A 17,795-nucleotide genomic window follows, 5' to 3' on the forward strand; every position below is an offset into this window, starting at 1 on the left:
ACCTATCGCGATGGAAGACGGCCTGCGTTTCGCCATCCGCGAAGGCGGCCGCACCGTCGGCGCCGGCGTTGTCTCGAAAATCATCGAGTAAATCGCTTAAGCGAATGATCTATCGGAAAGGGCGCCCCTAGGGGCGCCCTTTTTTTGTTTTAATTCAAAACTAAACCTGCAAACTGCGTTTGCCGAGGATCTACTCGTAGGCCGCGTCTACGATGAATTCCACCTTAAGTTCGGGTCGCGCCAGTTTGGCTTCTCCGCAGGCGCGGGCCGGTGCATGGCCTTTTGGAACCCAGGCATTCCAGACCTTGTTCAACCCGGCAAAGTCCTTCATATCGGCCAGCCAGATCGTTACGCGCAGCATGTTTTCGCGGGATGATCCGGCTTGTACAAGCAGGGCATCAATTTTCTCAAGGCAAATTTGGACTTGTTCCTGAATCGTATCACCCTCGGCGACTTGTCCGGTCAGGTAAGCTACACCGTTGTGTTTTACGATTTTTGAGGACCGTTCGCCGGTATCGATGCGTTCAATCATTGGGCATTCTCGTTTTTGGATGTTTGATGCGGGTGTTCATGGTCACAAGATGACCAGCTTGGCAATTGCTATTTTCACGGTAAGCGCTGCGGTCGTCAGGACGGATTAATTTTCCCTCCACCTCAACGCAAAGAAATCCCCCCATATTTTCAATCGAAATAAGGGGTGCCGAACACTCTGGTGTAGGCGCCAGACAATCAAAGCTTGGAGTGAACCATGTTTGGCCTTCCGTTTGTACATTACAGCACGCGCATCTTGCACAGCATCGATCTGGACGACATGCAGACAGCCATTTTAAGCGGTGACGATGTTGTGTCCGGGGGTAAGGCGCCTAAGTTGCGCTCGCAAAAAAAGGTAAGTCCGATTACCTTTCTTTCTGAAGAACCCGAGAGCTTTCGGATAGATAAGCAATAGGCCGAATACAACACTGTGGCTCGGATCACCGCGACTGCTACACTCAACATGTATCCTTAAAGCGTGGCTGGCATCTGTCAGCGCGCATAGCTGACGAGGTAAGGGCATGGTGGGTTTGGACATCTTGGTGAATGCGGCGAATGTCTTTTACCTGATTTCCTATTCGGTCCGCGACATCTTCTGGCTGCGTGTTCTGTCGGTAATCGGGGCGACGATCTTGCTCCCTTATTACTATCTGCAACCCGCACCACTTTGGGCTCCGATTGGTTGGAACTTGTTCTTCACCGGTATCAACATCTTTTGGATTGTGCGTTTGCTGTTGGAACGGCGTCCAGTGCCATTTACCGATGCGGAACGGCACCTCTATGAAACCGCTCTGCGCAATTTCTCAGAACGGGATGCGTATAACCTGCTGAGAATGGGCGTTGCCAAATCGGTTCCGGCCGGATCCAGTCTGTTAACGCAGGGAAGCCCGGTGCACAGTCTTTCGTTAATCGTGGATGGCGAGATCGACGTTGAGATGAACGGAAATCACGTCGATACGCTGGGCGAAGGCCGCTTCCTTGGCGGAACAGCCTTTCTGAGCAAAGATCGGGGTTTCGCGGCGCCCGTGACCGTGACGGCGAGAACGCCCTCACGCGTGATTGAATGGAAAATGCCAGATCTGACTGCAGAACTTCAGAAACAACCTGATCTGGCGATTTCAATCGAAGCCAGCCTTGGGCTCGAAATCTCGCGGTTTCTGCAAACCGCCAGATTGCAGATGGCCTAAAGCGCGGATTCTGCGGCGGCCCGAACGGCGCGTATATTGTCGCCATAGACACCAGGGTTCTCAACTGATCCGCCTTTAAAGACGGCTGAACCGGCGACCAGAACGTCAGCGCCTGCGGCTGCAACCAGCGGGGCGGTTTTCGGATCAACGCCGCCGTCGATCTCGATATGCACAGGGCGGTCACCGATCATATCGCGCAGTTTGCGAACCTTGCTGGTCATGTCGATGAATTTTTGACCGCCGAAACCGGGGTTCACGGTCATGACGCAGACCAGATCAGTCAGGTCCAGCAGATGCTCGACCGCGTCGGCAGGAGTGCCGGGGTTCAGGGCGACGCCCGCTTTCATTCCTGTAGCGCGGATCGCCTGCAGGGTGCGGTGAGTGTGCGGACCGGCCTCGAGATGGGCGGTCAGGATATCAGCGCCTGCATCGGCATAGGCCTGAATATAGGGATCAACTGGCGTGATCATCAGGTGCACGTCCATCACTGTATTGACATGCGGGCGGAATGCTTTCACGGCGGGCGGGCCGAAGGTCAGGTTCGGTACGAAATGACCATCCATCACATCGACATGGACCCAATCTGCGCCCTGGGCTTCGATGGCCTGAATCTCTTGTCCGAAATTGGCGAAATCTGCGGACAGGATCGACGGGGCGATCTTGATGGTACGGTCAAAGCTCATGGTGGCCTCGTGTCAGCTGAAGAGTCGCGGTCGCATATACCTGTGCCACGCCGCGATGGGTAGCCCTTATGGTTTGCCCGAAGTTACAAAACACTCACTGGGTTGCGGGAACGTTCGATCAATACGGAGACTGTCACATCAAAAGGCGGCAATACTCCCGCATCCGCAGGTGCATCGGCTGCGCCGGGCCCAACGGGATGAAGCCTCCCCTAGGGGGTCGAAGACGGGCGGGAGCCTCCGGTGTTCAATCGTCGTTCAGGGTCAGAGTAACGCGCTCTCCTGCAAAAACAGTGCGTCCGTATTCCACCGGCACACCGTTCAGGTCGGCATTTATTCCCACAGAGTAGAGCACTGGGGCGCCTTGGGGCAATTGCAGATGCAAAGCCTGCGTCGCCGTGGCAGCCCGTGCCGTCAGGCGGGTGGACACGCGGGTGTAGTCTGCAACGCCACAGTGTTGCAGGGCCTTGGTCACGGATTGTGTGTCTCGCAGGGCCGTCAGGATGTTTGGTAGGTGATCTGCCGGGAAAACGCTCTGGAACAGGCCGACGGGCTGCCCATCGGCCAGAGATAAACCATCATACACATGAACCTTGTCTCCGGGGGCAAGCTGCAGAGCTTCGGCTTCTGTCTCATCTGCAATGCGGGTGGTCAGGGAGAGGATCGTCTTGCCCGGCATCTTGCCGCTGGCCGAAATGCTCTTGTGGTATCTCACTCGCTTGCCAATCGGATAGTCGGTCGGACGCGCGGCCACAAAAACGCCTGACCCGCGCCGGGGGCGGACCAGACCTTGCTCGGACATGTCCGATAGCGCGCGCCGTACCGTATGCCGATTGACCCCGTGTTGCGCCGCCAACTGTGCCTCGGTCGGCAGACGGTCACCCGTATTGTATCGCCCCTCGGCAATGTCCGAGGTCAGGCTCAGCGCAATGCTTTTCCAGACTGGCGTTTTACTCATGTCGTCAAACTTTCACCGGTCGCGGATTGCGCCCCACCTTTCGGGGGTGTAATATTTGTCTAGTTGTATAGTTCAAATAGACAACCCGGCCAAGAGGGTTTGATGGCAGATCAGAAAAATATAGCGGCTGTCGCGCGTCAGGAATGGATGGGATTGCTGGCCCGCGCGCCGGAAAAGACGCTTATGGCGTTTTGGGGTGAGATGGGCTTGAAGCCGAGCTTCCAATGGCTTCGCAATCCCGAAGTAGGCGGTGTGATGGTGCGTGGGCGGATCGGCGGTACCGGCGCGCCATTCAACTTGGGTGAAATGACGGTCACGCGCTGTTCGCTGGTATTGCAGGATGGAACAGTTGGTCATGGCTACGTGCAGGGACGGTCCAAGCGCAAGGCTGAAGCAGCGGCGCTGATTGACGCGTTGATGCAAACCGAAACCGCCAGTGAAATCCGCGCGCGGGTGATCGCTCCGCTTAGCCAGCAAATGCAGACGCTCAAAACCGCCCGTGCCGCCAAAGCTGCGGCCACCAGGGTTGAATTCTTCACGATGGCGCGGGGAGAGGATTGATGGCCGTGCAAAACCAATTCTCAGGCGGGTTCCAGAACGCACCGATCAACGCAGCCCGTGCTTTCCGCGCAGCAATGACCGTTATGGCGCGTCCGGGTGATATCTGCTGCATCTCGGGCAGTCAGCCACCGACGCCCTTGTCTGTGGCGGCGGGGACATTGCTGCTGACGTTGTGCGATCCGGACACCAAAGTCTTTCTGGCGGGAACGACCGATACTGATGCGGTGCGGCAATGGTTGACCTTCCACACTGGCGCGCCGCTTGTTGCTGCGGAACAGGCCGATTTCGCTGTGGGAACGTGGCAGGCGCTGGTACCCTTGGAGCAATTCCGCATTGGAACGGCTGAATACCCTGACCGGTCGGCAACTCTGATCGTAGAATGCGATGACCTGCGACAGGCGGGGCCCGAGTTGACCGGTCCGGGGATCAGTAAAACGGCGCATCTGTCGTTGCCGGATATTCCGGCGCTTCAGGCCAATGCGGCACTGTATCCTCTGGGATGTGATTTCTTCTTCACCTGCGGTGACAGAGTCGCGGCGCTGCCTCGCAGCACGCAAATCAGGGTAGAGGTTTAGCCGATGTACGTAGCTACCAAAGGTGGTGAGAAGGCCATCGAAAACGCTCATGCCTGGCTGGCCGAGGAACGGCGCGGGGCGACCGATGTCACCGAACTCAGCATCCCGCAAATCCGCGAGCAGCTCAGCCTTGCAGTGAACCGGGTGATGGCCGAAGGATCTTTGTTCGATCCTGATCTTGCTGCGCTGGCAATCAAACAGGCGCGCGGCGATTTGATCGAGGCGACATTTCTGATCCGCGCCTACCGCACCACCTTGCCCCGGTTTGGTTATTCGAAACCGGTCGAAACGGACCAGATGGCTTGTGACCGACGAATCTCAGCCACATTCAAGGACGCGCCGGGCGGGCAGGTGCTGGGTCCGACCTTCGATTACACCCACCGTCTGCTGGATTTCAAACTGGCCGCCGAGGGTGAGGTTTCCCCGGCGCCCGAGGGTCAGCCGCGCGCAGAGCCGATCCCCCACATCACCGATTTCCTGAAGGACGAGGGTATCATTCAGGACGAACCCGCAAGCGACGACGCTCCGGATGATTTGACCCGCGAACCGATGGAGTTTCCGGCCGGGCGCCCTCTGCGCCTGCAATCGTTGACCCGCGGGGACGAAGGGTTCGTGCTGGGAATGGCCTATTCAACCCAGCGCGGCTATGCCCGTAACCACGCCTTTGTCGGCGAGTTGAGGATCGGAAAAGTCGCGGTCGAGATGGAGATCCCCGAACTGGGATTTTCAATCGAAATCGGCGAGGTCGAGCTGACTGAATGCGAAACGGTGAACCAGTTCAAGGGCTCCAAGACCGAACCACCTCAATTCACGCGCGGCTATGGTCTGGTCTTTGGCCAGTCGGAACGCAAATCAATCGCCATGGCTTTGGTTGACCGCGCGTTGCGCTGGCAGGAATTGGGAGAAGACAATCTGGGCGCCCCCGCACAAGACGAAGAGTTTGTGCTGAGTCACGCGGACAACATTCAGGCGACCGGGTTCCTCGAACATATCAAGCTGCCGCACTACGTGGACTTTCAGGCTGAACTGGAATTGGTCCGCAAGCTGCAGCGTGAGGCTGACGGGCGGACCACACCGCAGGAGGCTGCGGAATGAGTTCAGTCGCCTCCGTCACCGCCGCCATCCCCATCGCCTCCGTCTTGCGAGTACCATTCTCCTCCTGGGCGGTCGGGGTGCAGTATGGATTTTCGTTCATTACCGTCAATTTCAATCCAAACCCAAAGGCCGTATTCGTCTTGTCGCAGAGACTTTCTGCGCTTCGCCTTCCGGATCATGTCGCGGGCGATCAGGCTTCCGACAACTGCAAAAATTGCCCAGAAAATCGTTTGCTCCACTGCCTATCCCTTCAAGAATGCGGAGAAATCAATGTCTGAGTACAACTTTGCATATTTGGACGAACAGACCAAGCGGATGATCCGCCGGGCGATCCTGAAAGCTTTGGCCGTGCCCGGATATCAGGTGCCCTTTGCCAGCCGCGAGATGCCCATGCCCTACGGCTGGGGAACGGGCGGCGTGCAGGTCTCGGCCGCGATGCTGACACCCGATGATACGTTCAAAGTGATCGACCAGGGGGCCGATGACACCACCAACGCGGTTTCAATCCGAAAGTTCTTTGAAAACACAGCTGGGGTAGCGACGACCGAGAAAACCGCGAAGGCGACCGTCATCCAGACCCGCCACCGCATCCCCGAGGCAAATCTGACCAAGGATCAGATCCTTGTGTATCAGGTACCGATCCCGGAGCCACTGCGTTTTCTGGAGCCGCGTGAGACTGAGACCCGCAAGATGCACAGTCTTGAAGAGTACGGTCTGATGCATGTGAAATTGTATGAGGATATCAGCCAGCACGGGGCGATCTCGACCGCTTACGCCTATCCGGTCAAAGTTTCAGGGCGCTATGTGATGGATCCGTCGCCGATCCCTAAATTCGACAATCCGAAACTTGAAATGGACGCGATCCAGTTGTTCGGGGCGGGGCGGGAACAACGCATCTATGCGGTGCCGCCGCATACCAATGTGGTGAGTCTGGATTTCGAAGATTACCCGTTCGAACCTACCAAGGCCGACCATCCCTGCGATCTCTGCGGGGCGGATGACAGCTATCTGGACGAGGTGATCATGGATGACGCGGGCAATCGGATGTTTGTTTGTTCAGACACGGATTACTGCCGGGCACGCCGCGCGCAGGGGCATGAGGGACGTTTAAGTAAGGAGGACGCGGTATGATGCGTCAGAAGGTATTGGGAATTGATCACCTTGGCCTGACGGTCGCTGATTTGGACGCGACCAAAGGGTTCTTTGTCGACGGGCTGGGCTGGGACGTGGTTGGTGGCAAGCCGGAATACCCCTCGGCCTTCATCAGCAACGGTGCCGCCGTGCTGACCCTGTGGCAGCAGAAGGGTGACAACCAGCGCGGGTTCGATCGGCACGCAAATGTGGGTCTGCATCACGTGGCATTCAAAGTGCCGGACGAGGCCGCGCTGAACACCGTATTCGATGCCATCAAGGACTGGCCGGGGGTTAAGGTCGAATTCGCGCCAGAGCTATCGGGCGCGGGTCCGAAAATCCACTTCATGATCCGGGAACCCGGCGGCAACCGGATCGAATTTGCCTACGACCCGAGGTAACAGGCATGACACCCCTGCTGAGCGTTCAAGACATCACCAAGACATATGGCCCGCGGATCGGCTGTACTGGTGTCAGTTTCGATCTCTATCCCGGCGAGGTGATGGGGATCGTCGGTGAAAGCGGCTCGGGCAAAACAACCCTTTTGAACTGTCTGGCCGGCTATCTGGAGCCGGATACCGGGCAGGTGATCTTTGACACGCGCGCCGATGGTCCGAAGGACACAATGACCATGTCGGAATCTGAGCGCCGAATGCTGGGGCGGACGGATTGGGCCTTCGTCCATCAGCACGCCCGCGACGGCTTGCGCATGTCTGTCAGCGCGGGGGGGAATATAAGCGAGCGGCTTATGGCCGTAGGTGAGCGTCATTATGGGTCGATCCGTGGCAAGGCAATGAGCTGGCTGGGACGGGTCGAGATCGACACAGACCGCGTAGATGACCGCCCCACCGCGTTTTCGGGCGGGATGCAGCAGCGCCTGCAGATCGCGCGCAATCTGGTGACGGGCCCTCGGCTGGTGTTCATGGATGAACCAACCGGTGGGCTGGATGTCTCGGTTCAGGCGCGCCTGCTGGACCTGCTGCGGGGGTTGGTGCGCGAAATGGGGCTGAGCGCCATTATCGTCACCCATGATCTGGCTGTGGTTCGCCTGCTGGCGGACCGCTTGATGGTGATGAAGGGCGGCCATGTGGTCGAAGCCGGGCTGACCGATCAGGTACTGGATGATCCACAGCACGCTTATACCCAGCTGTTAGTCTCAAGCGTTCTGCAGGTTTAAAGGCGAAGACGATGATAGAACTCAGAGATGTCAGTAAAAGCTTTACCCTGCACAATCAGAGCGGCGCGGTGATCCCGGTGGTGGAGGGCGCATCGCTGAAGGTGTGCCCCGGCGAATGCGTTGCTCTGACCGGGGCGTCAGGGTCGGGCAAGTCGACCTTGATGCGAGTGATCTATGGTAATTATCTGGCGGCCTGCGGTCAGGTTCTGGTCGGTGGCCTGGACGTGGCACAGGCCGAACCGCGCGAGATTCTGGCCCTGCGGCGCGAGACGTTGGGGTATGTCAGCCAGTTCCTGCGGGTTGTGCCGCGAGTGCCGACGCTTGAGGTGGTGGCGGAGCCACTGCTGGCAATTGGGAGTGATCGGCAGGCAGCGCTGGACAAGGCGGCAAGCCTGCTGGCGCGACTCAACATTCCAGACCGCTTGTGGACCCTAAGCCCCACGACGTTTTCCGGTGGTGAGCAGCAGCGGGTGAATATCGCGCGCGGCTTTGTGCGTGACTATCCGGCGTTGTTGCTGGATGAACCCACGGCCTCATTGGACGCCCAAAATCGCGAGACGGTACTGGCACTGATAATCGAGGCCAAGGCGCGCGGTGCGGCGGTTGTAGGCATTTTCCATGATAACGACGCGCGCGCGCGGGTGTGTGATCGCGAGGTTAACGTGTCAGATTTCGCACCCGGAATGGCCGCATGAACCTTGCCCCGGTCATAGCGGTCGTCGGCCCGTCGGGCGTGGGAAAGGATAGCGTGATGCAGGCGCTTGCAGTCCGGGCGACCGTTATCCAACGGGCACGTCGGGTGATCACGCGACCTGAGGGTGAGGAAGGTGAGGATTTCGACCGGGTGTCTATTGACGAGTTTCAGCAGTTAGTCGCGCAGGACGCTTTTGCTGTGCACTGGTCCGCGCATGGGCTGTTCTATGGGGTAACTCGCGCTATTGAGGGCCAGAGGCAACAGGCGGATGCTGTGCTGGTGAACCTGTCTCGGTCTGTCCTGTTGCAGGCGCAAGAAGTGTTTGGCGATCTGATCGTAATCTCTCTAACCGCTGACCCCGACGTGTTGGCACAACGCCTTTCTGCACGTGGACGCGAAAGCAAAATTGAACAGACGCGGCGCTTAGCGCGTGCCAAAACGCCTTTACCCGAGGGGCTAGCACGGGTCATCGAAATCGATAATTCCGAACGGCTTGAGGTGACGGTCGACGCCATCCTGGCCCAGCTTCAAGCGGAAAGGGCGTAGCGTTGGATCAGATGAAACCGCCCATCTTCGGCTTCGCCCACCAAAGCCAGATCGTTGATTTGGAAGGGCGCGGGCAGCAGGGGAACGAGACGCGATTGCAGCTCAGTCTCAACCGTGGCCAGCGTGGTTTTGTCCAACCTGCTACTGAGGGTGATGTGAAAGCGGAAGGAATCCATCACGTGGGGATAGCCCCACTGCTCGAGATTGGCCTCCTGTTGGGCGTTCAGGACATGGGCGCGGCGGCGCTGCAACTCGGCCTGCGTTGCGGGCGCGCGAAAGCCGTCCAGATCACGCACACAGGCCGCGGCCAACGCGTTCAACGCAGCCTCATCCCCCAGCGGGCGCAAGGCCAGAAAGCGGCCCAAACGGGCGATCTGAAGCCCATCCAGAATAACCCGGGTCCGCGTGGACGCAAGCCGCGCGCAAGCCTCGCTCAACGCTTCAACCGACTGCCCGTCTTGCAGGCGAAAGGGTGGCTTCATCGTCGCATGCAGCCCGTATTTGCGCGGCACCTCGGTCACGGCTGCAACGTTCACGCCGTCGATCACCGGGTGGGCAAGGGGCTGTCCGGCCTTCATATCCCAGCCCAGCCAGCTGGTGGCGAAATTCGCCCATTCAGCTTGGGCCGGGGGAGCAAAATAGATCGCATAACGCGTGAATGTCACCTTGGCCTCCTGTGCGCGGCCTTGCCAATCGTTCAGACCGTGTAGAGTTCAGATGACAGAAGAATTGATCCTTGCCAATGCCACGCTTGTTCTTGCCGATGAGGTGATCACCGGCAGCGTCCGCATCGTGGGTGAAACGATTGCCGAGGTCGCCACAGGCCGCGCGGTTCCCGCGGGTGCGGTCGATTGCGAAGGCGACTATGTCTGCCCCGGTTTGGTCGAGCTACACACCGACAATCTGGAGCGCCATATTCAGCCGCGCCCCAAGGTCGACTGGCCGCATGCGGCGGCCATCCTGGCCCATGATGCCGAGTTGGCCAGCACCGGGATTACCACCGTGTTCGATGCTATGCGCGTCGGCTCGATCCCCAGCGGCCAGCGGTATCGGCGTTACGCTCGCGAACTGTCACGTGAATTGTGGCAGCTGCGGGAACAGGACGTCTTGAAGATCAGCCATTTTCTGCATCTACGGGCCGAGGTGTGTTCGGAAACACTGGTTGAGGAACTGAATGAATTCGGCCCCGAAGATCGTGTTGGGTTAGTATCGCTGATGGATCACACACCAGGCCAACGTCAGTTTCAAGATATGTCCAAGCTTGAGACTTATCTGAAAGGAAAGCTGGGGCTGGAAGGCGAAGGCTTTCAGCGCCATGTCGCGGACCTCAAGGCGATGCGAAAGCGGAACGGAGATAAGCACGAGGTCGAGACCGTCAAGGCCGCCAAACGGTTCGGGGCCATGCTGGCCAGCCATGATGACACCACAGCTGAACAAGTGCGTGTCTCAGCCGGTCACGGCATCCGGTTGGCCGAGTTTCCCACAACTGTCGAGGCCGCCCGTGCCTGCCGCGATCACGGCCTCAAGGTGATGATGGGAGCGCCCAACCTGATCCGGGGCGGGTCGCATTCCGGCAATGTCGCCGCACAGGAGCTAGCTGATCTGGGCCATCTCGACATTCTGTCCTCGGACTATGTTCCAGCCGCGCTGCTGCTGTCGGCTGTGCGTTTGGGAGAGGTGTGGGGTGACCTGGCCCGTGGTCTGCGGACAGTGACACGGAATCCGGCGCAGGTTGTAGGTTTGGATGACCGCGGAGAACTGCGCAGCGGTGCCCGCGCAGACATCATCCGATTTCGTCTCCATCAGGGAGCCCCAGCTCTGAATGGGGTGTGGTCGCGCGGGCGGCGCGTGGCCTGATCAGGCGCGATAGAACAGATACCGGTCCGGGGCGATGGTTTCTGGGCCCTTGATCTGCTGGAATCCAACCAGAGGTTGCCCCGAAATCAGCAACCCGCCGGGCAGCATCACCTGCGCAATCAACGGACTAAGGCGCGCTGCTTCGGCAACATCTTCTTCCTTGATTCCGCGTCCGAAATCATAATGCGCCAGCGCGATCTTCGGTCCGTCGATGCCAAGCTTTGCCAGCATGGGTTCCGCTTCGCCCTGCAAAAAATCCTCGGTCGGAGGGGTGCTGGACGGGTGGCATTGCAGAACCCGATCCATAACCCAGATCCGCCGCTCCGGCAGGATTTCCCGCAAATGATCATAGGTGCGACCATTGCCCAGCCCCATGTCCAGAACATCGCCGTCCATGTCGCTGATCTGCGCCACGGTCCAGTTCAGACCGTCGCGTTGTGCCGTCAGGCGGCGTAGCATGGAATCCAGTCGGCTCATTGGGGTTCTCCGGTTGGTTCTGTTGGTGCTGCCCAGGCAAAACCGGGGCCGTTCAGAAGTCGGCTCAGCAGCGCATGGGTAAAGGTCCAGATGTCCTGATCATGGACCAGATGGTGGGTCAAAATGCCGAAAGGTTCGGTATTGTCGGCACGCCCCTCACGCCGGTCACGCAACAGGTCTGCCGTTTGAGCGATCAACCTGTCCGCCGCGACCAACCCGCGCGTTCCGCGCCAGTCGATCGGGTCCAGATGGGTGTTGATTTGTTCTAGCCCCGGCGCAGGTTCTCGCGTCTTACGCGGTGTCGCCGTCGAGACAATGCGATATCCCAGATCAGGCAATTTCTGAACTACTTCGGGCGAGATGCGGTTCCACGGGGGTACAAACATTGGGCACAGCCCGTCTCCGAACAAAGTGCGCAGCTGCTCTAGCCCAGACTGCGCATCGGCAGTTATATCCTCAAACGGGCGATGCAGGCGGAATTCAGATTTCTTCTGGGCAGACGGCGCATGATTGTGATGCGCCCAACCATGCACCACCGGGATTAGTGTTGGCTGCTGTGAGACGTAATCAACCAGTCCGGCCTCGGCATCGCGAGGGATGATCGCCAGATGAATGGGCAGATCGAGCGACCGCGACAACTCCGACAGCCTCTCAAGCTGCGGTGTCCTTGAAACAGCGTCATCATCCCGCCACCATAGCGGCAGCGACAAACCCTGCACGCGCCAGATGTCTAATTCAGCTTCCAGAGGGCGCCAGTCCATCGTCATGCCTGCCCCCGCAGGTTCACGGCAATCTCGACCGATCTTGAGGCCCCGTCAAAGCCCTGCGTCGATACCGGACGAGGACCGTCCGACATCACAGACGCGACGGCCTTCGCCAAAGTAGCTCCATTCAAGGATTTGCTTGGCAACACCTCGATAGCCGACAAGTCCGACAGGCTCTGACCACGCAAGCCCTGTTCAACCTCTTTGCCATCATCAAACGGGATAAACACCGCAGGCGTTCCCGACTGCAAAATGTCCAACGCGGTGTTATAGCCGCACATACTGACCGAGGCCGCTGCATGCGGCAGCATTTGCCGAAAATCCGGGCGGACTGGTTCAAGTGTCACTTGGGCATCGCCCACGAATTGTGTCAGTTGATCAATGCGCGCTCTTGCGTCTTGTCCGCCCACCAACAGGCGCCAGCGGCTGTTGGGCATCTTTCGGGCGGCCTCGATGGCCGCCCGAAAAATCGGCTGGCCCACCGATCCGCCACCAGCACTGACCAGTATTTCGTCTTTACCGGCTGCATCCGGATGCGGCACAGGGGCCTCGGGCGCGACGAAACCGGTATAGAACAAGCGCTGCCGCAAGCGGTCGGTCATCGGCCAGCTTACCTCCAGCGGGACTACGTTTTGATCTGAATGGACAAGAATACCGTCGTAATACTGGCACACGATCTCTTCCGTGCGCTCTGCCTTTGACGGCTTCGACGGCGGAGCCAGAATATCTCGGATCGAGCCAAGAATGACCGGACGGCGCGGCATATTCCAGGCGGCCTCTAAAGCGGCATTGAACTCGGCCGCCAGTGACCTGCGGCCAAAGGGGAACAATTCGGTGATCAGCACATCCGGTGCGAAACTCCGAACAGCCTCGACCAGTGCGGTCTCGCGCGGCGTCAGATAGGCGGTATCCGCGACATCACCGTTTTGGGTCAAAAGCCGGGTGAAATCCGTGCCATCCGAACGCAATGGCGGCAACCCCAACAGGGTCATACCCGTGCTATCCAGCTGCGGTGCGGGCATTCCGCCCGAGGCAACAAAGGTCTCATGCCCGGCCCGCACGAAAGCCCGGCCCAAAGTCAGTGCTCGGCTAAGATGTCCGGTGCCCAGCAAGTGGGTGACAACGATCATCACCTTCATTGTGAGTCCTCTGGTCTGATCAGGCGAATGGGTTCGGACAGGGGGCTGAGCGATGGCATGTCAACGATGTAGAGACGATTGCGCTTGATTTTAAAGGGAGCAGGGCCCTCGAAATCCCATCCCCACGCCCGCGCCAGAATGACCCGCATGATTCCGATATGGCAGACGGCGACTGTGTCGCCGGATAAAGCGTCCAGCCATGGGCGCAGGCGGGTCCAGATCTCGGCAGGGCTCTCCCCGCGGGGTGGACGAAAATCCCAGCTCCAGTCCTCGATATGGCGGTATCCGCTGTCCGGGTCTGCAATCAGGTCGACCCCGCGCAGCCCCTCCCAGTCACCCCAGTTCATCTCGGTCAGCGCATCCGACGTCTGCGGGTGACGCCCCGCGATCAGACGGGCTGTTTCGCTGGCCCGCAGCAGAGGGCTGGACCAAAGATCAGCATCGTTCCACGGCACGGGCAGGCGGGTGGTGGCCAGTTCCGACTTCGTATCGTCGTCCAGCGGAATGTCGCTGCGCCCCTGAATCCTGCCTGCGCGGTTCCAGTGCGTGTGACCGTGCCGAAGTAACGCCAGTTTTGTCATGGCCGGGCCTCTATCAAGGGTCGCGCTGCCTGCCAGAACCGTTCGGTGGCCGCAGGCATCAGGTGACGTTCAATCATCCGCGCGCGGGCTTTGGTTCCAAGTGTCCGGCGCAACGCGGGGTCATCTAGCAAGGCGCGCAGGCGTGCGGCCAGGCCTTTAGGGCCTGCTTCGACCGACGGATAGTCCGATGGGCTTAGTACATCCCGCACGCCAGGTCGGTCCTGCGCGACAACAGGCACACCGCTGGCCTGCGCCTCCAAATAGATCATGCCGTAGGCCTCGTGCACTCCCGGCCACACCAGAACCGAGGCCGCGCCGTAGAGTTTTTGCAAAGCATCGCGGTCACATTGACCCACAAACCGAACCTTTGATCCAAACGGGGCCATCAGCGACTCGACATCAGGGCGCGCCGGACCGTCGCCTGCAATATCCAGCGTCCAGTCCCCGTCCAGAAAGGTCAGTGCCTGCGCAAGAAGTGTATAAGAGGCCAGCTTATCGCCGTGCCGCATCATGCCGACGGTTAGCATCGGACCGTCGCAGCCAGAGGCGGGCGGCAAATCCGGCAGGGGCAGGAAGGGGGGCAGTTCCACAAGGCTTTGATCCTCATACCGTTCCCGCTCCAGAGTGATCAGGTCATTGGCGGTGTGGTAAAAGATCACATGCGCCGCATCGCAGGCATTATGCGCCGCTTGGGCAAACCCAGCCCAGGGACCGGTCAGGCGCCTGGTCGCCCGGGTGCTTTCCAGCTGGACATAGGGAATGTTGCGCGCCTTGCAGACACGCGGGCCGAGCAGGTCGGGGGCCTTGTAATAGTTGTGATAGGTCACCCAAAGCGCGGTATCCAAGGGCAGATTAGCGATCAGACGTTGCACCTCTGCGTCAGCCTTGGCGCGCACCGTAGCCTGCACCTGCGCGTCCCCGGTCTTGTCATATATGCGCAACCGTGAGGCCAGTTCGACCGTATCCCCCTGCGCGGCAATTGCCTGCATAAGGTTACGAGCCATTTCGCGATCCCCCGATGGCACCGGGCTGTCCGGCGCTTTCATCGGCGAATAAAAGGCCACTCGCGCCATCAATCTATCCACGAGCCCAACGCGCGCAGCCGCTTGGACAAGCGGGCAATGCCGGGGTCCATGCGGAAATCGGCGATCAGGCGGTCATAGGCGGCGCTGGCCATCAAAGCAGTCTGCTGCGGCTCGACGGCCAGACGGATGATAGCGCTGGCCAGTGCAGCCGGATCATCTTCGGACAACACGCCGTGGGTGCCGGTTTCGATAAATTCCGGGATGGCCGATACCGGCGTCGACAGGATCGGCAACAGCTGAGACGCAGCCTCCATCAGAACATTGGGCAACCCGTCGCGGTCTCCGTCTTCGGCTATCCGGCTGGGCAGTACAAAAAGGTCTGTTTCGCGCATTGCGGTGATGACCTCGGGCTGATCGCAGGCACCTTTCCACGTAATCCGATGCGACAGACCCGCGGCCTTGGCTTGGTGTTGCAGGGCGTCGCTGAGTGTCCCGCCGCCGATATGCGTCCAGTGCCAGTCCAGCGTTTCGGGCAGCATGGCGAAAGCATCGATCAGACGGTCAAAGCCCTTTTTCTCGACCAGACGGCCAACTGAGAGCATGTGAAACGGCTCGCCCGGCGCGCGCGGTGTCCGGCTTGGCGGGGCGGGGAAACGGTTCAGATCCAGTCCGTGATAGATCAGGTCAACCCGCGCGGGGTCATCAGCCAGACTGCGTAGATGGTCGGCCCCGATGGCCGTACATGTCGCACCAAAAGCCGCTCCGTGTGTGTCGGCCTGCAGTTTTTCCGCCTTTTCCCATTCAGGCGAAGTCCAGATGTCTTTGGCGTGGGCTGAAAAGCTCCACGGCAGGCCGCGCATGATGGCGGCGTAGCGCGCGACCGAAGATGGGGTGTGCATGAAATGCGCATACATCACCCGTGTTGTGTAGGGTAGTTCAGCTGCTAAAACGCAGGCCTGACCAAAACGCCGTATGCGGTTGTGGGTTGGATCACGCCGCAGGTCGGCGCGCCAGACCCGGTAAGCCTCGGTATAGCCGGGCAGGGATTGCGCAATGCGGCGCGCGGCCCAGACACGCTGCGGCTCTTCGTACAGGTATTCAGGCAAATAGTGCACCTGACCCCTGAACCGGTCGTGCAGCGGGTGCCGTTTCACATCGGTTGGATGGCGAAGAGACCAGATGTCAAAGCTATGTCCGGCCTCTTGCAGGGCGACGAGTTCCTGGGCGATGAACGTCTCGGACAGGCGCGGCCACCCTTTGACCAACACCGCCAGTTTCGGCTGGGCTGTGGTCATCCGATGGCCCGTTCCTGTTCCTGGCTCAGCAAAGCGTCAACACGGTCGGTGACATAATCCAATCCGTCCAGCAGCCCATCCTGAATGGCCTGAGAAGGCAGGGGTTGATGCGGCAGGTTGCGGATCGCCTCAATCATCGCATCCGCCGTCAGTCCGTCACGGTTTTCATCCAGCATCCGGACAAGGCCCAATCCTTCGGCGCGCGAGGCGCGAATCCATTGCTCCAGCCTTGGCGTCGTACGCGGCACGATGACGGCGCGTTTATCAAAGGACAGGACTTCGCAGAACGTGTTGTAACCGCCCATGCAAACCACTCCGGCGGCCCCTGCAAACAGCGTTTCGATCTGGGATTCGAAGCCCACGGCGGTAACTCGGCCATTCAACGCGGCAACACGGGCCTCAAACTCCTCACGCAATTCGCCGGACAGGAAGGGGCCATAAACCAGTACCGCGCGCGGCGACAGGCTTGCGTCTTTTTCATAGGCGGACAAGACCTGATTCACCATTGCCTTGCCGTCGCCACCGCCGCCCGGCGTGATCAGGATATAGGGCTGTTCCGGTGGTTCTCCCACCGGGCCCAGATCACGGCGCAGATAGCCGGTCCAGTGAATGCGCGATTGCGCCGCGTGGCTGAGTGGCAGCCCCTTGGTCGGGTCGTAGATCGAGCGCATACCGTAAACCCAGATTTCGTGATAGAACCGCTCGGTCGCTGCAAGGGCCTCTTTACGCTCCCACTCGGCGGCCAGAACTTCGGGTTCGTCCAGCACGTCGCGCAAGCCCAGAACCAACTTGGCGCGTTGCGAATGCAGCAGTTTTTCCAGTGTTGGCAGCAGCTCGCCCCGAAAGCCGGTCGGCTCCTTGTCGACGATCAGCATATCAGGATCGAATTGCTCGACGGCAGTCTGGATCAGACCCGAGCGTAGTTCGGTCACCTCTTCGATTTCCATGCCGATTGTGCGTGCTGCATAAGAGCCATCGGCGCGTTTGGTCACGCCTGGTAGACGCACGTGGTCAACCCGGCGGGGAAAGGTAAAACGGCCTGCCACTGGCGATCCGGTCAGGATCAGGGCCGAGGCTTGCGGGTTGGCCTGCGTGATAGCAGCGGCCAGAGCACGCGACCGGCGAAGATGCCCCAACCCAAATGTATCGTGGCTGTAGAACAGAATGCGCGGCGCACGGCCGGTGGTGTTGTTTTGTATTCCTAGGCTCATGCCTTCGCCTGCCGTGTTTTTGAGTGCAAATTCGCGCGTTTTCCTCGGATACCGTATATTCTTTGACGCCGCTTGCCAAAGGGGATGCCGAGATCGTGCAAATTCGTCAAACATGGCGAAATGGCAACATCCGATATACCAGCGGTTTCAAGGTGAATTCCCATGCGGTAGCTGACGTTGATCTTGCCGTTCCACTCATATTACACGGTCGGTCATATTCAGTTTTTCCAGGGTTGCAAACACTCTTGTCGCCTGCATTGCAGCGGGAACACGAAATGACACGAACTTGGGGCCTGAATAGCTGAAAATTT

The 17,795-nt window shown here is 59.4% G+C and carries 23 protein-coding genes; 12 read left to right on the forward strand and 11 right to left on the reverse strand.

The window, feature by feature from the left end:
* On the forward strand, nucleotides 1–91 hold a 91-nt coding region (locus tag ACR0DT_RS08375; RefSeq protein ID WP_211330766.1), incomplete at its 5' end, for an EF-Tu C-terminal domain-related protein.
* A gap of 99 nt (nucleotides 92–190) precedes the next feature.
* On the opposite strand, the gene ACR0DT_RS08380 is transcribed toward ACR0DT_RS08375, so the two are convergent.
* The gene (locus ACR0DT_RS08380; RefSeq protein ID WP_480710290.1) at nucleotides 191–532 is read right to left on the reverse strand and encodes a RidA family protein; all 342 of its coding nucleotides are present in this window, start codon (nucleotides 530–532) and stop codon (nucleotides 191–193) included.
* A 520-nt stretch (nucleotides 533–1,052) separates the two neighbouring features.
* Here ACR0DT_RS08380 and ACR0DT_RS08385 point away from each other — a divergent pair.
* Nucleotides 1,053–1,718: a Crp/Fnr family transcriptional regulator gene (locus tag ACR0DT_RS08385; protein WP_480710291.1), complete on the forward strand. Its 666-nt coding sequence runs from the start codon at nucleotides 1,053–1,055 to the stop codon at nucleotides 1,716–1,718.
* Here the strand turns inward: ACR0DT_RS08385 and rpe are convergent.
* Together rpe and phnF are read right to left on the reverse strand one after the other, a co-directional pair.
* Nucleotides 1,715–2,401, reverse strand: a complete 687-nt coding sequence (gene rpe, locus ACR0DT_RS08390; RefSeq protein WP_480710292.1) for a ribulose-phosphate 3-epimerase — start codon at nucleotides 2,399–2,401, stop codon at nucleotides 1,715–1,717. The genes ACR0DT_RS08385 and rpe overlap by 4 nt on opposite strands.
* 244 nt (nucleotides 2,402–2,645) lie before the next feature.
* The gene (phnF, locus tag ACR0DT_RS08395; RefSeq protein WP_480710293.1) at nucleotides 2,646–3,356 is read right to left on the reverse strand and encodes a phosphonate metabolism transcriptional regulator PhnF; all 711 of its coding nucleotides are present in this window, start codon (nucleotides 3,354–3,356) and stop codon (nucleotides 2,646–2,648) included.
* A 102-nt stretch (nucleotides 3,357–3,458) separates the two neighbouring features.
* Here phnF and phnG point away from each other — a divergent pair, with 102 nt between their 5' ends.
* From phnG to ACR0DT_RS08440, 9 genes are read left to right on the forward strand one after another with little or no spacing between them, the layout of a single operon-like run.
* Entirely contained in the window at nucleotides 3,459–3,917 is a 459-nt protein-coding gene (gene phnG / locus ACR0DT_RS08400) for a phosphonate C-P lyase system protein PhnG (protein WP_480710294.1), read from the forward strand.
* Complete coding sequence (phnH, locus tag ACR0DT_RS08405) at nucleotides 3,917–4,492, forward strand: phosphonate C-P lyase system protein PhnH (protein WP_480710295.1); 576 nt, start codon at nucleotides 3,917–3,919, stop codon at nucleotides 4,490–4,492. Before phnG ends, phnH begins: the two co-directional genes overlap by 1 nt.
* 3 nt (nucleotides 4,493–4,495) lie before the next feature.
* Nucleotides 4,496–5,587: a carbon-phosphorus lyase complex subunit gene (locus ACR0DT_RS08410; protein ID WP_480710296.1), complete on the forward strand. Its 1,092-nt coding sequence runs from the start codon at nucleotides 4,496–4,498 to the stop codon at nucleotides 5,585–5,587.
* Nucleotides 5,584–5,865: a hypothetical protein gene (locus ACR0DT_RS08415; RefSeq protein ID WP_480710297.1), complete on the forward strand. Its 282-nt coding sequence runs from the start codon at nucleotides 5,584–5,586 to the stop codon at nucleotides 5,863–5,865. The genes ACR0DT_RS08410 and ACR0DT_RS08415 overlap by 4 nt, the downstream gene beginning before the upstream one ends.
* On the forward strand, nucleotides 5,858–6,718 hold the full coding sequence (locus ACR0DT_RS08420; protein WP_480710298.1) for an alpha-D-ribose 1-methylphosphonate 5-phosphate C-P-lyase PhnJ: 861 nt from the start codon (nucleotides 5,858–5,860) through the stop codon (nucleotides 6,716–6,718). The genes ACR0DT_RS08415 and ACR0DT_RS08420 overlap by 8 nt, the downstream gene beginning before the upstream one ends.
* Nucleotides 6,715–7,119, forward strand: coding sequence for a VOC family protein (locus tag ACR0DT_RS08425; RefSeq protein WP_480710299.1), 405 nt, complete (start codon nucleotides 6,715–6,717; stop codon nucleotides 7,117–7,119). Before ACR0DT_RS08420 ends, ACR0DT_RS08425 begins: the two co-directional genes overlap by 4 nt.
* A 5-nt stretch (nucleotides 7,120–7,124) precedes the next feature.
* A complete protein-coding gene (phnK, locus tag ACR0DT_RS08430; RefSeq protein ID WP_480710300.1) occupies nucleotides 7,125–7,895 on the forward strand; it encodes a phosphonate C-P lyase system protein PhnK in 771 nt (256 codons plus the stop codon).
* Between the two features lie 11 nt (nucleotides 7,896–7,906).
* The gene (gene phnL / locus ACR0DT_RS08435; RefSeq protein WP_480710301.1) at nucleotides 7,907–8,590 is read left to right on the forward strand and encodes a phosphonate C-P lyase system protein PhnL; all 684 of its coding nucleotides are present in this window, start codon (nucleotides 7,907–7,909) and stop codon (nucleotides 8,588–8,590) included.
* Nucleotides 8,587–9,135: an AAA family ATPase gene (locus ACR0DT_RS08440; RefSeq protein ID WP_480710302.1), complete on the forward strand. Its 549-nt coding sequence runs from the start codon at nucleotides 8,587–8,589 to the stop codon at nucleotides 9,133–9,135. Before phnL ends, ACR0DT_RS08440 begins: the two co-directional genes overlap by 4 nt.
* Here ACR0DT_RS08440 and ACR0DT_RS08445 read toward each other — a convergent pair.
* Complete coding sequence (locus ACR0DT_RS08445; protein WP_480710303.1) at nucleotides 9,117–9,800, reverse strand: DUF1045 domain-containing protein; 684 nt, start codon at nucleotides 9,798–9,800, stop codon at nucleotides 9,117–9,119. The two genes, ACR0DT_RS08440 and ACR0DT_RS08445, sit on opposite strands and share 19 nt — an antisense overlap.
* Nucleotides 9,801–9,852: 52 nt before the next feature.
* Here ACR0DT_RS08445 and ACR0DT_RS08450 point away from each other — a divergent pair, with 52 nt between their 5' ends.
* Entirely contained in the window at nucleotides 9,853–10,992 is a 1,140-nt protein-coding gene (locus ACR0DT_RS08450) for an alpha-D-ribose 1-methylphosphonate 5-triphosphate diphosphatase (RefSeq protein ID WP_480710304.1), read from the forward strand.
* On the opposite strand, the gene ACR0DT_RS08455 is transcribed toward ACR0DT_RS08450, so the two are convergent.
* The 7 genes from ACR0DT_RS08455 to ACR0DT_RS08485 are packed head-to-tail and all read right to left on the reverse strand — an operon-like array spanning nucleotide 10,993 to nucleotide 17,484.
* A complete protein-coding gene (locus ACR0DT_RS08455; protein ID WP_480710305.1) occupies nucleotides 10,993–11,469 on the reverse strand; it encodes a class I SAM-dependent methyltransferase in 477 nt (158 codons plus the stop codon). It abuts the gene before it with no gap.
* Nucleotides 11,466–12,236, reverse strand: a complete 771-nt coding sequence (locus ACR0DT_RS08460) for a polysaccharide deacetylase family protein (RefSeq protein ID WP_480710306.1) — start codon at nucleotides 12,234–12,236, stop codon at nucleotides 11,466–11,468. The genes ACR0DT_RS08455 and ACR0DT_RS08460 overlap by 4 nt, the downstream gene beginning before the upstream one ends.
* Nucleotides 12,233–13,372, reverse strand: a complete 1,140-nt coding sequence (locus tag ACR0DT_RS08465) for a glycosyltransferase family protein (RefSeq protein ID WP_480710307.1) — start codon at nucleotides 13,370–13,372, stop codon at nucleotides 12,233–12,235. Before ACR0DT_RS08465 ends, ACR0DT_RS08460 begins: the two co-directional genes overlap by 4 nt.
* The gene (locus ACR0DT_RS08470) at nucleotides 13,369–13,953 is read right to left on the reverse strand and encodes a histidine phosphatase family protein (protein WP_480710308.1); all 585 of its coding nucleotides are present in this window, start codon (nucleotides 13,951–13,953) and stop codon (nucleotides 13,369–13,371) included. Before ACR0DT_RS08470 ends, ACR0DT_RS08465 begins: the two co-directional genes overlap by 4 nt.
* Complete coding sequence (locus tag ACR0DT_RS08475) at nucleotides 13,950–15,026, reverse strand: glycosyltransferase family 4 protein (RefSeq protein ID WP_480710309.1); 1,077 nt, start codon at nucleotides 15,024–15,026, stop codon at nucleotides 13,950–13,952. The genes ACR0DT_RS08470 and ACR0DT_RS08475 overlap by 4 nt, the downstream gene beginning before the upstream one ends.
* A complete protein-coding gene (locus tag ACR0DT_RS08480; protein WP_480710310.1) occupies nucleotides 15,026–16,273 on the reverse strand; it encodes a glycosyltransferase family 4 protein in 1,248 nt (415 codons plus the stop codon). Before ACR0DT_RS08480 ends, ACR0DT_RS08475 begins: the two co-directional genes overlap by 1 nt.
* Complete coding sequence (locus tag ACR0DT_RS08485; protein ID WP_480710311.1) at nucleotides 16,270–17,484, reverse strand: glycosyltransferase family protein; 1,215 nt, start codon at nucleotides 17,482–17,484, stop codon at nucleotides 16,270–16,272. Before ACR0DT_RS08485 ends, ACR0DT_RS08480 begins: the two co-directional genes overlap by 4 nt.
* Nucleotides 17,485–17,795: the final 311 nt, after the last annotated feature.

The organism is Ruegeria sp. BI11, assembly GCF_056538005.1.

Coding starts and splice junctions, on each gene's coding strand:
- ACR0DT_RS08455 (WP_480710305.1), bottom strand. CDS start 11,469: ATGAGCCGACTGGATTCCATGCTACGCCGCCTGACGGCACAACGCGAC.
- ACR0DT_RS08380 (WP_480710290.1), bottom strand. CDS start 532: ATGATTGAACGCATCGATACCGGCGAACGGTCCTCAAAAATCGTAAAA.
- ACR0DT_RS08475 (WP_480710309.1), bottom strand. CDS start 15,026: ATGGCGCGAGTGGCCTTTTATTCGCCGATGAAAGCGCCGGACAGCCCG.
- rpe (WP_480710292.1), bottom strand. CDS start 2,401: ATGAGCTTTGACCGTACCATCAAGATCGCCCCGTCGATCCTGTCCGCA.
- ACR0DT_RS08480 (WP_480710310.1), bottom strand. CDS start 16,273: ATGACCACAGCCCAGCCGAAACTGGCGGTGTTGGTCAAAGGGTGGCCG.
- phnG (WP_480710294.1), top strand. CDS start 3,459: ATGGCAGATCAGAAAAATATAGCGGCTGTCGCGCGTCAGGAATGGATG.
- ACR0DT_RS08410 (WP_480710296.1), top strand. CDS start 4,496: ATGTACGTAGCTACCAAAGGTGGTGAGAAGGCCATCGAAAACGCTCAT.
- ACR0DT_RS08425 (WP_480710299.1), top strand. CDS start 6,715: ATGATGCGTCAGAAGGTATTGGGAATTGATCACCTTGGCCTGACGGTC.
- phnH (WP_480710295.1), top strand. CDS start 3,917: ATGGCCGTGCAAAACCAATTCTCAGGCGGGTTCCAGAACGCACCGATC.
- ACR0DT_RS08450 (WP_480710304.1), top strand. CDS start 9,853: ATGACAGAAGAATTGATCCTTGCCAATGCCACGCTTGTTCTTGCCGAT.
- ACR0DT_RS08440 (WP_480710302.1), top strand. CDS start 8,587: ATGAACCTTGCCCCGGTCATAGCGGTCGTCGGCCCGTCGGGCGTGGGA.
- ACR0DT_RS08460 (WP_480710306.1), bottom strand. CDS start 12,236: ATGACGATGGACTGGCGCCCTCTGGAAGCTGAATTAGACATCTGGCGC.
- phnF (WP_480710293.1), bottom strand. CDS start 3,356: ATGAGTAAAACGCCAGTCTGGAAAAGCATTGCGCTGAGCCTGACCTCG.
- ACR0DT_RS08420 (WP_480710298.1), top strand. CDS start 5,858: ATGTCTGAGTACAACTTTGCATATTTGGACGAACAGACCAAGCGGATG.
- ACR0DT_RS08415 (WP_480710297.1), top strand. CDS start 5,584: ATGAGTTCAGTCGCCTCCGTCACCGCCGCCATCCCCATCGCCTCCGTC.
- ACR0DT_RS08485 (WP_480710311.1), bottom strand. CDS start 17,484: ATGAGCCTAGGAATACAAAACAACACCACCGGCCGTGCGCCGCGCATT.
- ACR0DT_RS08470 (WP_480710308.1), bottom strand. CDS start 13,953: ATGACAAAACTGGCGTTACTTCGGCACGGTCACACGCACTGGAACCGC.
- phnL (WP_480710301.1), top strand. CDS start 7,907: ATGATAGAACTCAGAGATGTCAGTAAAAGCTTTACCCTGCACAATCAG.
- phnK (WP_480710300.1), top strand. CDS start 7,125: ATGACACCCCTGCTGAGCGTTCAAGACATCACCAAGACATATGGCCCG.
- ACR0DT_RS08385 (WP_480710291.1), top strand. CDS start 1,053: ATGGTGGGTTTGGACATCTTGGTGAATGCGGCGAATGTCTTTTACCTG.
- ACR0DT_RS08465 (WP_480710307.1), bottom strand. CDS start 13,372: ATGAAGGTGATGATCGTTGTCACCCACTTGCTGGGCACCGGACATCTT.